Source organism: Micromonospora cathayae (assembly GCF_028993575.1).
GTDB classification, from domain to species: Bacteria; Actinomycetota; Actinomycetes; order Mycobacteriales; family Micromonosporaceae; genus Micromonospora; species Micromonospora cathayae.
Genome location: NZ_CP118615.1, coordinates 4,942,068 through 4,954,623, shown reverse-complemented (window position 1 = coordinate 4,954,623; position 12,556 = coordinate 4,942,068). Strand labels below are relative to the sequence as shown.

Annotated in this window: 13 protein-coding genes; 7 read left to right on the top strand and 6 right to left on the bottom strand. The window is 72.0% G+C overall.

The annotated features are described in order from the left end of the window. Positions 1 to 24: 24 nt before the first annotated feature. Together PVK37_RS22210 and def are read left to right on the top strand one after the other, a co-directional pair. Positions 25 to 828: a TetR/AcrR family transcriptional regulator gene (locus PVK37_RS22210; RefSeq protein ID WP_275029580.1), complete on the top strand. Its 804-nt coding sequence runs from the start codon at positions 25 to 27 to the stop codon at positions 826 to 828. 10 nt (positions 829 to 838) lie between these two features. Beyond that, on the top strand, positions 839 to 1,342 hold the full coding sequence (gene def / locus PVK37_RS22205) for a peptide deformylase (protein ID WP_275029578.1): 504 nt from the start codon (positions 839 to 841) through the stop codon (positions 1,340 to 1,342). Between the two features lie 17 nt (positions 1,343 to 1,359). On the opposite strand, the gene PVK37_RS22200 is transcribed toward def, so the two are convergent. Together PVK37_RS22200 and PVK37_RS22195 are read right to left on the bottom strand one after the other, a co-directional pair. After that, positions 1,360 to 2,145, bottom strand: coding sequence for a GNAT family N-acetyltransferase (locus tag PVK37_RS22200; RefSeq protein WP_275029577.1), 786 nt, complete (start codon positions 2,143 to 2,145; stop codon positions 1,360 to 1,362). Further along, the gene (locus PVK37_RS22195; RefSeq protein ID WP_275029575.1) at positions 2,138 to 2,920 is read right to left on the bottom strand and encodes a sulfite exporter TauE/SafE family protein; all 783 of its coding nucleotides are present in this window, start codon (positions 2,918 to 2,920) and stop codon (positions 2,138 to 2,140) included. Before PVK37_RS22195 ends, PVK37_RS22200 begins: the two co-directional genes overlap by 8 nt. A 244-nt stretch (positions 2,921 to 3,164) precedes the next feature. Between PVK37_RS22195 and PVK37_RS22190 the strand changes: the two genes are divergently transcribed. After that, positions 3,165 to 3,944, top strand: a complete 780-nt coding sequence (locus PVK37_RS22190; RefSeq protein ID WP_275029574.1) for an endonuclease/exonuclease/phosphatase family protein — start codon at positions 3,165 to 3,167, stop codon at positions 3,942 to 3,944. Here PVK37_RS22190 and PVK37_RS22185 read toward each other — a convergent pair. Together PVK37_RS22185 and PVK37_RS22180 are read right to left on the bottom strand one after the other, a co-directional pair. Further along, the gene (locus tag PVK37_RS22185; protein ID WP_275035210.1) at positions 3,867 to 5,567 is read right to left on the bottom strand and encodes a SulP family inorganic anion transporter; all 1,701 of its coding nucleotides are present in this window, start codon (positions 5,565 to 5,567) and stop codon (positions 3,867 to 3,869) included. The genes PVK37_RS22190 and PVK37_RS22185 overlap by 78 nt on opposite strands. A gap of 2 nt (positions 5,568 to 5,569) precedes the next feature. Then, the gene (locus tag PVK37_RS22180) at positions 5,570 to 5,923 is read right to left on the bottom strand and encodes an ArsR/SmtB family transcription factor (protein ID WP_275029573.1); all 354 of its coding nucleotides are present in this window, start codon (positions 5,921 to 5,923) and stop codon (positions 5,570 to 5,572) included. A gap of 137 nt (positions 5,924 to 6,060) precedes the next feature. On the opposite strand from PVK37_RS22180, the gene PVK37_RS22175 reads away from it, so the two are divergent. Next, the gene (locus PVK37_RS22175) at positions 6,061 to 7,608 is read left to right on the top strand and encodes an NAD(P)-binding domain-containing protein (protein ID WP_275029572.1); all 1,548 of its coding nucleotides are present in this window, start codon (positions 6,061 to 6,063) and stop codon (positions 7,606 to 7,608) included. A 1-nt stretch (position 7,609) separates the two neighbouring features. Here the strand turns inward: PVK37_RS22175 and PVK37_RS22170 are convergent, their stop codons facing one another. Next, complete coding sequence (locus PVK37_RS22170; protein ID WP_275035209.1) at positions 7,610 to 8,209, bottom strand: nitroreductase family protein; 600 nt, start codon at positions 8,207 to 8,209, stop codon at positions 7,610 to 7,612. Positions 8,210 to 8,411: 202 nt separating this feature from the next. Here PVK37_RS22170 and PVK37_RS22165 point away from each other — a divergent pair, with 202 nt between their 5' ends. Further along, complete coding sequence (locus tag PVK37_RS22165) at positions 8,412 to 9,533, top strand: carboxylate-amine ligase (RefSeq protein WP_275029571.1); 1,122 nt, start codon at positions 8,412 to 8,414, stop codon at positions 9,531 to 9,533. A gap of 172 nt (positions 9,534 to 9,705) precedes the next feature. Then, entirely contained in the window at positions 9,706 to 10,866 is a 1,161-nt protein-coding gene (locus tag PVK37_RS22160; RefSeq protein WP_275029569.1) for a M20/M25/M40 family metallo-hydrolase, read from the top strand. A 3-nt stretch (positions 10,867 to 10,869) separates the two neighbouring features. Here PVK37_RS22160 and PVK37_RS22155 read toward each other — a convergent pair whose 3' ends face one another. Then, positions 10,870 to 11,865: a tyrosine-type recombinase/integrase gene (locus tag PVK37_RS22155; RefSeq protein ID WP_275029568.1), complete on the bottom strand. Its 996-nt coding sequence runs from the start codon at positions 11,863 to 11,865 to the stop codon at positions 10,870 to 10,872. 86 nt (positions 11,866 to 11,951) lie between these two features. Between PVK37_RS22155 and PVK37_RS22150 the strand changes: the two genes are divergently transcribed. After that, a complete protein-coding gene (locus tag PVK37_RS22150) occupies positions 11,952 to 12,485 on the top strand; it encodes a nucleoside deaminase (RefSeq protein ID WP_275029567.1) in 534 nt (177 codons plus the stop codon). The last annotated feature ends 71 nt before the right edge of the window (positions 12,486 to 12,556 follow it).

The following is a 12,556-nucleotide window of genomic DNA, read 5'->3' as shown; positions in this document are numbered from 1 at the left end:
GCGCACGGGTTACAGTGTGCGGCGATGACCACCGAGTACAGCGGCACCGGCGACCCCGCCCGCAGCCTCGCCCTGCTGTGGCGCACCCGCGACCGCCCCCACCGCAAGGGCCGCACCGACCTCACCGTCGACCGGATCGTCCGCGCCGCCATCGACCTCGCCGACACCGACGGCCTCGCCGCCCTGTCCATGCGCCGCGTCGCCGAACACCTCGGCGTCGGCACCATGAGCCTCTACACCCACATCCCCGGCAAGGGCGAACTCCTCGACGTCATGCTCGACACCGTCTACGGCGAACCCGACCCCGAACCCGCCCCCACCCACGGCGACTGGCGGGCCACCCTGACCCACATCGCCCACAGCACCTGGGCCCGCTACCTGCGCCACCCCTGGCTGCTCCAGGTCGCCACCACCCGCCCCCCACTCGGCCCGCACGTCATCGCCCGCTACGAACACGAACTCACCGCCGTCGAAGGCATCGGCCTGACCGACCTCGAGATGGACGCCGTCGTCACCCTCCTCAACAGCTACGTGCACGGCGCGGTACGCGGCGCGGTGGAAACCGCCCAGGCCGCCGCCCGCACCGGCATGACCGACGACCAGTGGTGGCACGCCCACGCCCCCTACCTCGAGACGGTCCTCGACGCCCACCGCTACCCGACCGCCGCCCGCGTCGGCACCGCCGCCGGCCAGGAGTACGGCGCCACCACCGACCCCGACCGGGCGTTCACCTTCGGCCTGGACCGCATCCTCGACGGCGTCGCCGCCCTCGTCGCCACCCGCCACACCACCGGCGGCGACCCCACCACCGCACCACCCGGACGCTAACCTTCGCACCATGACCATGCGCCCCATCCGCATCATCGGCGACCCCGTCCTGCGCACCGCCTGCGAACCCGTCACCACCTTCGACACCGAGCTACGCGCCCTGGTCACCGACCTGATGGACACCCTCCTCGGCGCGCCCGGCCGGGCCGGCGTCGCCGCCCCCCAGATCGGCGTCAGCGCCCAGGTGTTCGTCTACGACGCCGACGGCCACCGCGGCCACCTGGTCAACCCCACCCTCGAACTGTCCACCGAACTCCAGGACGACGACGAGGGCTGCCTGTCCATCCCCGGCCTGTACTTCCCGACCCCCCGCGCCCTGCACGCCACCGCCCACGGCTTCGACCAGCACGGCGAACCCCGCACCATCACCGGCAGCGGCTTCCTGGCCCGCGCCCTGCAACACGAGACCGACCACCTCGCCGGCACCCTGTACGTCGACACCCTGCGCGGCGACACCCGCCGCCGCGCGCTCCGCGAGATCCGCGCCGGCCGCTACGACTCACCCCGCCGCTGACCCCGTCACCCGACCGGTCACCGCCGGACCGTCACCGTCATCTCGTCGTACCCGGCGACCCGGGTGAAACCCAGCCGCTCGTACAGCCGCACCGCCGCCCCGTTGTCCGCCCGCACGTTCAACACCACCCGGTCCACGCCGTCCCGCAGCAGCCCACCACACACCGCCGCCACCGCCGCACCCGCCAACCCGCGCCCCCGCACCCGCGGATGCGTGGCCACGTTCCCCACCGCCGCCACCCCGTACACCGGCGACCACACGTGCACCCCGGCCACCGCCACCAACTCACCGCCGTCCCGGATCCCCACGTACCGGCCCGTCGCCAACAACCGCTCGTCGAACCGGACCTCCGGATACGCCACCGCGTACAGGGCCGCCAGCTCCGGCAGATCCGCCCCGGTCAGCACCGACCCGGCCGGGACCACACCGGCCAGCCGCCCCCGGTCGGTCAACGCCAACTTCAGGTGCCCGGTCACCTCCGTCACCTCGAACCCCCCGGCCACGGCGTCCGCCACACCGGGGGAGAGGTGCGCGTGCAACCGGTCCGGCAGCACCGGCACCAACTCCGCCAGCAGCGCCACCAACCCACCGGTCCGCTCCGGCGGCGCGAACGCCAACAACGTCGCCAACCCCACCCCCTGGTACAGCAGAGCCACCTGCTCACCCCGCCGCCACCACCTCGTGTACGGCCAGAAGGCGTCATCCAGGTCACCGAGCTCGTAGGCGTGCAGCAGCGGATCCCGACCCAGCAGCCCGGCCAGCACCCCCCGGTCGTGTTCGGCCCGCACCCTCACCTCATCCACCCGCCACCGACCGCCACTGGTCGTAGCCGAGCTTCGCGACCAACGCACACACCACCACCAGCAACACCACCCGCACGAACCCGGCCCCCCGCCGCAACGCCATCCGCGCCCCCACCACCGACCCGACGATGTTGCACACCGCCATCGCGGCCCCCAACATCCACCACACGTGCCCGGTCGCCCCGAACACCACCAGCGCACCCAGATTCGTGCCCGCGTTCACCACCTTCGCCATCGCCGACCCCGCCACGAAATCCGCCCCCACCAGCACCGTGAACGCCATCACCAGGAACGTGCCGGTACCCGGACCGACCAGGCCGTCGTACAGGGCGATCCCCACCCCGGCCACCCCCACCGCCACCCCCACCCGCACCCGGGTCCGCCGGTGCGGCACCGCCACCACCCCCAACCGGGGCCGCGCCACCACGAACACCGCCACCGCCACCAGCACCCCCAGCACCACCGGCCGGTACGCGCCCGCCGGCACCGCCCCGGCCAGCGCCGCCCCCACCCCGGCGGTCACCACCGCCAAGCCGGCCGCCGGCCCGGCCACCACCCAGTCCACCTTCGTACGCCGCGCGTACGTCACCGCCGCCGTCGAGGTACCCGCGATGGCCGCCAGCTTGTTCGTGCCCAACGCCGTCGCCACCGGCATCCCCGGCGCGGCCACCAGCAACGCCGGCAACAGCAGCAACCCGCCACCGCCCACCACCGCGTCGACCCAACCCGCCAACGCGGCCGCGGTGAGCAGGGTCGTCAACGACACCGCATCCACGAGCGGCCATTCTTCCCACCACCGCCCGCCCCGGGGCCGCTGGTGTGGTCAGCCTCACCGCCGGTGACGACGCCACGCCGCCACCGGGGGTAGGGCCGCGTCCGTCCGGCGGCGATTGCCCGTCACCGCCCGCGCCGCCGCCGCACCCACAACCCCAGCGCGGCTACCGCCACGAACACCACCATCGAACACAACAACACTCTGACCACCCGGCAACCCTGCCACGTCCACGTATCGTGCAGGAGTGCGCCTGGCCACCTTCAACCTTCTGCACGGCCGTTCCCTCACCGACGGCCTGGTCGACCCCGACCGGCTCGCCGCGGCCGTCACCGCCCTGGACGCCGACATCCTGGCGTTGCAGGAGGTCGACCGGGACCAGTCCCGCAGCGGGGGACTGGACCTGACCGCGATCGCCGCCCGCGCCTGCGGCGCCCCCGAACACCGCTTCGCCGCCGCCGTCGTCGGTACCCCCGGCGAACGGTTCCGTCCCCTCACCCACGACGACGACGGCCACGGCGAACCCTGCTACGGCGTCGGCCTGATCAGCCGCTACCCGGTCCGCACCTGGCAGGTCACCCGACTACGCCCCGCGCCGGTCCGCTCCCCGGTGTACGTGCCCGGCCCCGGCGGCGGACTGATCCTGCTACGCGACGAACCCCGGGTCGTCCTCGCCGCGGTCCTCGACACCCCGCACGGCCCACTGACCGCCGCGGCCACCCACCTGTCGTTCGTGCCCGGCTGGAACGCCCACCAGCTCCGGCAGGTGGTCCGCGCCCTGCGCACCCTGCCCGCACCACGGGTACTGCTCGGCGACCTCAACCTGCCCACCGGCCCGGCCCGGCTGCTGTCCGGCTGGCGACCACTGGGCCGCCGCCCCACCTACCCGGCAGCCCAACCCCGGGTACAACTCGACCACATCCTCGCCGACCGCCACGACGCACACCGGCTACCACCGGTCACCGCCGTCACCACCCCACTGTCGACGATCTCCGACCACCGGCCCCTGGTCGTCGACCTCGGCTGACCGCCGCTGCCCGGACACCAGCACCCGGGCCCGCGCCAGGGCGCCCGCCGCGTCGGCGAACACCAGCCCCTCCCGACGCAGCCGGTCCACCGCGCCCACCGCGTCGAGGACCCGGTCGTGCCCGGGGACGATACCGGACACCAGCACCGTCACCCCCCGCCCACGCAGCCCCGCCAGGACCTCACCGAGCACCTGCGCGCCGGTCGCGTCGACCGTCGACACCCGCGACATCCGCAGCACCACCACCTGCCGCGCCGTCACCTCACCCAGCACCGGCAGCACGTCGTGGGCGGCGGCGAACACCAACGGCCCGTCCAGCCGGTACACCACGATCCGGTCGTCGCCCCCACCGTCGGCGACCGGCAGCCGCTCCACCCGGGCCGCCCGCGCCACCGCCCGCAACGCCACGAACACCGCCACCGCCACCCCGACCGCCACCGCCGTGACCAGGTCGAACACCACGGTGACGGTGAACGTCGACACCAGCACCAGCGCGTCACCGCGGGTGGCCCGGGCCAACGCCCACAGCGTCCCGGCCTGCACCATCCGCGCCGTGGTCGCCAGCAGCACACCCGCCAGGGCGGCCAGCGGGATCCGCCCCACCAGCGGCGCCGCCGCCAACACCACCACCGCCAACACCAGCGCGTGGGTCAGCGCCGCCGTCTTCGACGTCGCGCCGGCCCGCACGTTGACCGCCGTCCGGGCGATCGCCGCCGTCGCCGGCACACCACCGAACAGCGGGGCCGCCAGGTTCGCCAGGCCCTGCCCGAACAACTCCCGGTCGGGGTCGTGCCGCCGGCCGGTCATCCCGTCGGCCACGGTCGCCGACAACAGGCTCTCCAGCGCGGCCAACGCCGCCACCGCCAGCGCCGACGGCAGCAGCACCCCCACCGCGCCGAGGTCCACGAACCCCAGCGACGGGGCCGGCAGACCCGCCGGCAGCGCGCCGATGCGCGCCACGTCCACCGCCGCCACCTCCACGATGACCGTCGCCACGGCCACCGCCACCAGCGAGAACGGCCAACCCGGCCGCCACCGGGCACCGGCCAGCATCACCACCGCCACCCCGACGGCCACCACGACCGGCGCGGGACGCGGCTGCGCGACGTACCGCAGGACCGCGTCGACGGCGACCGCCCACACCCGCTCACCGTGCGCGCCGACCACCCCGAGCGCGGCCGGCACCTGCTGCAGGGCGATCACCACGGCGATGCCGGCGGTGAACCCCTCGACCACCGGCGCCGGCAGGTACCGCACCAGGCGACCCGCCCGCGCCACCGCCAGCACGACCAGCAGCAGCCCGGCCAGCAGCCCCACCATCAGCACGCCCTGCGCCCCGTACCGCTGCACCACCGGCACCAGCACCACGGTCATCGCCCCGGTCGGCCCGGACACCTGCACGTCCGACCCGCCGAACACCGCCGCGACCGCCCCGGCGACCACCGCCGTCACCAGACCGGCCGCCGCACCCAACCCGGAGGTCACCCCGAACGCCAACGCCAACGGCAGCGCCACCACCGCCACCGTCGCCCCGGCCAGCAGGTCCCGGCCCGGCGCACGCCGGGCCGCCAGCCAGTCGGCGCGCTGCGGCAACAGCCGCCGCAGCCCACCCGCCACGGCCACGCTCACCGGTCCCGCCCGGCATCGCGCTGCTGGTCACCGCGCAACTCGACCAGCAGCGCGTCGCGGTCGGTGAGCACCGCGCCCAGGATGCGTCGGCCCGCCGCCAGCAGGTCCGCCACGTCCGGGGTGCTCAGCGCGTACGTGACCAGCGGCCCCTCCCGGTGCGAGGTCACCATGCCGGCCCGGCGCAGCACCGCGAGCTGCTGGGACAGGTTCGACGCCTCCACGTCGATCGCGGCCAGCAGGTCCCGCACCGGCTTCGGGCCGTCCTGCAACAACTCCAACACCCGGATCCGTACCGGATGTCCCAATGTGCGGAACAGCTCCGCCTTCGCCTGGTACAGCGGCACCGACACCCGCACCACCCCCTCAACATGAAGACTTTAGCAGTTGCGAAAACCTTCAACTAGGGGGCAGCGACAACCCATTGACACCCGACAGTCCATTGGAGATCGTCACACCCAACACACCACGACACCAGACCGGAGGCCCCATGCACACCGACACCCACCCCACCGAACAGCACCGCTACCTCATCATCGGCGCCGGACCCGCCGGCCTACAACTCAGCTACTACCTCCAACAAGCCGGCAGCGAATACCTCACCATCGAACGCGGCCCCCACCCCTCCCAGTTCCTCCGCCACTTCCCCCGCCACCGCAAACTCATCTCCCTCAACAAAACCCACACCACCAGCACCGACCCCGAGATCCGCCTCCGCTGGGACTGGAACTCCCTCCTCCACGAACCCTTCGACCTACCCTTCCCCAAATACAGCAACGACTACTTCCCCCACGCCGACGACATGGTCCGCTACCTCACCGACTTCCACCACCACCACAACCTCAACGTCCGATTCGACACCCCCGCCCACCACATCGAACGCACCCCCGACGGCTTCCTCGTCCACACCGACCAGCACACCCTCCGCGCCCAGTGCCTCGTCATCGCCACCGGCTGGGGCCGCCCCAACATCCCCGACATCCCCGGCATCGAACACGCCACCGGCTACGAAACCATGTCCACCGACCCCAACCACTACACCGACCACCGCGTCCTCATCCTCGGCAAAGGCAACTCCGCCTTCGAAACCGCCTCCGCCCTCCTCGGCCACGCCGCCATGATCCACCTCGCCAGCCCCCGCCCCCTGCGCCTCGCCTGGAACACCAAACACCCCGGCGACGTCCGCGGCCACCACGGCGCCGTCCTCGACAGCTACCAGTTCAAAACCCTGCACTCCGTCCTCGACTGCGTCATCGACCGCATCCAACCCGTCGACAACCGCTACCAGGTCCACCTCACCTACACCCACGCCGACCACGAAACCGCCGTCATGGAATACGAATCCGTCCTCCGCTGCACCGGATTCGCCATGGACACCACCCCCTTCGCCCCCACCTGCCAACCCGACCTCGTCCCCAGCGGACGACTCCCCACCACCACCCCCGACTGGCAATCCACCAACATCGACGGCCTCTACTTCGCCGGCACCCTCGCCCAGGACCGCGACTTCAAACGCGCATCCTCCGCCTTCATCGACGGATTCCGCTACAACCTCCGCACCCTCACCCACCTGCTCCGCGAACGCTACGAAGGCGCACCCCTCCACCACACCCCCCACCAACCCGACCCCCACACCCTCACCACCCTCATCCTCGACCGCGTCAACTGGAGCTCCGCCCTCTGGACCCAGTTCGAATACCTCAGCGACGCCATCGTCATCAACCCCCACGGCCCCGCCCACCACTACACCGACCTACCCGAAGACCACATCCGCGACCGCTTCAAGAACCACCCCCACTACTACACCGTCGGCCTCCACTGGGGCCGCGACCCCCACCCCGACGTCTTCAACATCGAACGCCACCCCCAACCCGACCGCGCCAACGAAAGCGCCTTCATCCACCCCGTCATCCGCCGATACCACGGCCCCGACCTCGTCGACGAACTCCACCTCCTCGAAGACCTCCTCGCCGAATGGCGCCGCCCCGACCGCCACATCACCCCCCTCCACGACTACCTCACCCGACACCTCACCTGACTCACCGCCGCACCAACACCTCACCCAACGGCTTCCGCACCAGATCCGGAACCCACGCATCCTCCGCCGGAAACCCCACCGGCAACACCACGAACGGCCGCTCCTCCGGCGGCCGCTCACACACCTCATTCAAAAACCGCATCGGACTCGGCGTATGCGTCAACGTCGCCAACCCCGCCAGATGCAACGCCGTCACCAACACCCCCACCGCCATCCCCACCGACTCCTTCACGTAATACGGCTTCGGCGACCGCGGCCCCTGATGCACCTCGAACACCACAATCACCACCGGCGCCACCTCAAGAAACGGCTTACGCCAATCCGTACCCATCGGCGCCACCGCCTCCAACCACTCCGCCGACGCCCGACGCCCGTAAAACTCCCGCTCCTCCGCCTCCGCCGCCAACCGCAACCGCCGCTTCCGCTCCGGATCCGTCACCACCACGAACCGCCACGGCTGCACATTCGCCCCCGACGGCGCCGACGCCGCCGCCCGCACCGCCTCCTCCACCACCTCCAACGGCACCGGATCCGACGAAAAATGCCGCACCGACCGCCGCAACACCATCCGATCCGCAAACCCCCGCGCCACCCCCACCATCTCCGCCGCCGACAACCGACCCGACACACCCACCAACCGGCCCACCGGACACCCCTTCCACGAATCGGCAACCCACCCAGCGTCCCCCAACCCCCACAACACCCCCAACCGCCAGAAAGCTCTCCCACCCACCCCACCCGATAACCTGACCCCACACTCCACACCAGACACCCACCACCCGAACCGCGGCGGGAGAACACCCATGCACACCACCACCAACCCACCCCGCCTCGGCGTCGAAGAAGAATTCCTCGTCATCGACCCCACCACCGGCACCGTCACCCCCCAAGCCCCCGCCATCATCAACCGCGCCACCGGCCACCTCGGCCCCCGCATCTCCGGCGAAATCACCCCCCTCCACATCGAAACCCGCACCAACCCCACCACCTCCACCACCCAACTCCTCCACGAACTCCTCGACGCCCGCCACACCCTCGCCGACGCCGCCACCGCCGAAGGACTCCACGTCATCCCCACCGGCACCCCCATCCACCCCGGCGCCGTCCCCCCACCCGTCACCCCCGGCCCCCGCCAGGACCACGGCACCGCCACCTACCGCGGCCTCCACGACGAACTCGCCATCTGCGCCGTCCACATCCACGTCGAACTACCCGACCGCGAACACGCCGTCCTCGTCAGCAACCACCTCCGCCCCCACCTACCCCTGCTCATCGCCCTCACCGCCAACTCACCCCACTGGGAAGGCCGCGACACCGGCTACGCCAGCTGGCGAACCATGACCTGGAACCGCTGGCCCATCGCCGGACCACCACCCCGATTCACCTCACTCGACCACTACCACCACACCATCGACACCCTCACCACCACCGGCGCACTCGTCGACCCCGCCACCCTCTTCTGGGACATCCGACCCTCACCCACCCACCCCACCATCGAAATCCGCGCCGCCGACGTACCCGTCACCGCCACCGAATCCGCCACCCTCGCCGCCCTCGTCCGCGCCCTCGTCACCACCGCCAGCCACGCCGTCCACCACGGCGACCACGGCCCCACCACACCCACCGAAATCCTCCGCGCCGCCTACTGGCGCGCCGCCCGCGACGGCCTCGACGGCCACCTCCTCGACCCCCACACCCACCAACTCCGCCCCGCCCACCACCTCCTCCACGACCTCCTCCACCAGCTCACCCCCACCCTCCACGCCCACGACGACCACCACCTCGTCACCACCACCCTGCGCCACCTCACCACCACCGGCACCGGCGCCACCCGCCAACGCACCGCCGCCCGCCGACGCGGCCACCTCACCGACGTCACCACCTACCTCGCCACCCACCTCACCGCCACCCACCCCCACCACTGACGGACACCGGGCCGCCCGCAGGTCCGGCCCAACCGGCTCGGGCCGACCGCCGCCCGGCCCGCAACTGTCCGAAGCGGACCCACTTCTTCCCCCGTGCCACAACCCCGCACCCCACCACAAACCGCACGAACACCCACCACCCCCCGCACCCCACCTTGACACCATTCGACCCATGGCCGACGTCGACCTGATCCGACACCACGCACGGACCCGAACCGACCGCCACATCGCCCAACTACGACAACTCGTCGAACACGAAACCCCACCCGCAGACACCACCGCCCTCACCACCTGCGCCGACCTGCTCGAAACCTGGGGCACCACCATCCTGCGCCGCCCGGCCCAACGCATCACCATCGACGGACTACCACACCTCCTCTGGCCCGCACCCCACCAACAAGTCCTCCTCCTCGGCCACTACGACACCGTCTGGCCAGCCGGCACCATCCACGACTGGCCCTTCACCATCACCGGAAACATCGCCACCGGCCCCGGCGTCTGCGACATGAAAGCCGGAATCGTCCACATCTTCGCCGCCCTCGAACTCCTCACCGACACCTCCACCATCGGCGTCCTGCTCACCTGCGACGAAGAAAGCGGATCACCCACCTCACGCACCCTCATCGAACAACAAGCCCGCCGCTCCACCGCCGTCCTCGTCACCGAACCCAGCACCGAAACCGGCGACCTCAAAATCGCCCGAAAAGGCGGCTCCGCCTACCAGATCACCATCCACGGACGAGCAGCCCACGCCGGCGTCGAACCACACCGCGGCATCAACGCCGCCATCGAACTCGCCCACCAGATCCTCGCCGCCCGCGAACTCGCCACCGGAGACACCACCGTCACCCCCACCATCCTCACCGCCGGCACCATGTCCAACGTCGTCCCCGAAACCGCCACCCTCAACCTCGACGTACGCGCCTGGACCCCCGACGAACTCCACCGCGTCGACACCCACATCCGCGCCACCCAACCCCACCTACCCGGCGCCACCCTCACCATCGCCGGCGGCATCAACCGCTACCCACTCCCCGAAACCGTCTCCCGCCCCCTCTTCGACATCGCCCAGACCAGCGCCGCACGACTCGGCCTGCCCCCCATCCACGGCGCCCACGCCAACGGAGCCTCCGACGCCAACTTCACCGGCGGCCTCGGCATCCCCACCCTCGACGGACTCGGCGGCGTCGGCGGACTCCCACACGCCCGCGGCGAATGGGTCGACCTCTCCCGCATGCCCGAACGCATCGCCCTGCTCGCCACCATGCTCGACCACCTCACCACCCCCCAACCCACCCGCACCCGCCACGCCCACCACCGCCTCCCCGCCTGACCCTCACCCCGCACCCACCAACCCCACCAACACCCGATGCGTCCGGTTCGACCGCACCGCCGCCCGCTGCTGACCCGCCGTCACCTCGATGTACGTCTGCGACGACGCCAACGACGCATGCCCCAGCAACCGCATGATCTCCGCCGCGCTCGCCCCGTCCTCCGCCAACCGCGTCGCGAACGTGTGCCGCAACGCGTGCAACCGTGCCCCCCGCGGCACCCGGTCCGTGACCCCCGCCCGCCGGTAACACGAATCCACCAGATACTGCAGACCACCCCGCCGCAACGGCTCACCCCGCCGATCCACCAGCAACGCCGAGTCCGGCCGCACCGACCGCGCCCCGAACCGCCGCGCCCGGCTGTCCAGATAGGCCGCCACCACCTCGTCCAGTTCCGGCTCCACCGGCACCACCCGCGGCCGGCCACCCTTGCCCGCCACGTCCACCCGCCGTTCCCCGGGCCGCCCCGCCACCGACGCCACCCGCAACGCCAGCAGCTCCGACAGCCGCAGCCCCGTACACAACGCCAACGCCACCACGGCCAGGTCCCGCTCCGGCCAGGGATCGTGCTGCCGGCCCGCCTGCTGCGCCACGGCCGCCAGCAGCCGTTCCGGGGTGTCCTCACCCCGCAGCGGCTTGGGCTGGGGGAGCGGGGCACGGGGCCGGTCCACCGCCGGCATCGGGTTGCCCGCCACCACACCCTCGGCGACCAGGAACGTGAAGAAGTTGTTCCAGGTGGACCAGGCCCGGTGCACCGAGGCCACCGCGCGGGGAGCGGCGAAGTCCGCGAACGCGGCCCGCAGCCTGCGGGGGGAGAGATCGGTGATCGCCAGTTCGGCGAGGGGGAGGGGAGGGGTGGCCCGCTGCGCCGCCAGGCGGGCGACGGCGAGCAGGTCCCGCCGGTACGCCTCGAGGGTGTGCGGGGACGGCTTCCGGGTGGCCCGCGCGGTCAGGAACTCCTCGACGAGCACCGGAACCAGACTGTCCACTTTGTCATGCATAAGGGTAATTATGCATGAATTTCGGATCAGGGGCTACGCGCGTACCGGGGGAGCGTGGTACACCGTACGGCTGCGAGAATCCCGGCATGCCGGACGCCCTGACCGCAGACGAACTCGTCGCCCTGGCGCTGGAGGTCTCCGAGGAGGGCATGCGCGCCGGTGAGCTGCCGGTCGGCGCCGTCGTCGTGCGGGGCACAGAGGTCGTCGGCCGGGCGTACACCCAGGAGCGGACCCAGGGCCGGCGCCTGGTCCACGCCGATCTGCTGGCCATGGAGCAGGCCGACCGGCAGCTCGGCTGGCGGGACCGGGGCGCCGCGTTGGTCCTCGCGGTCACCCTGGAGCCGTGCCTGATGTGCCTCGGGGCGGCGATGTCGCTCGGTGTGTCCCAGGTCTACTACGGCCTGGAGGCGCCCGACGACGGCGCGGCCGGTGTTCCGGCGGTGTGGCGGCCGACCCGGTCGGCCATGTCGTTCTCCCGGCTGCCGGCGGTGGCCGGCGGTTTCCGCCGACAGGAGTGCGCCGAGCAGTTCCGGCGGTACGCCGAGAGCGCGCCGGACGGGTCGCTGCGCCGGTACGCCGAGAGCATGGCGGCGCTGCCGGACGACCTGGTCGACGGGTGATCGGGACAGGTGTGGTGGGGCGGTCATCGACCCCGCTCGGGCTGTCGGCCGCCCCGGTCCGGCAGGTTCGA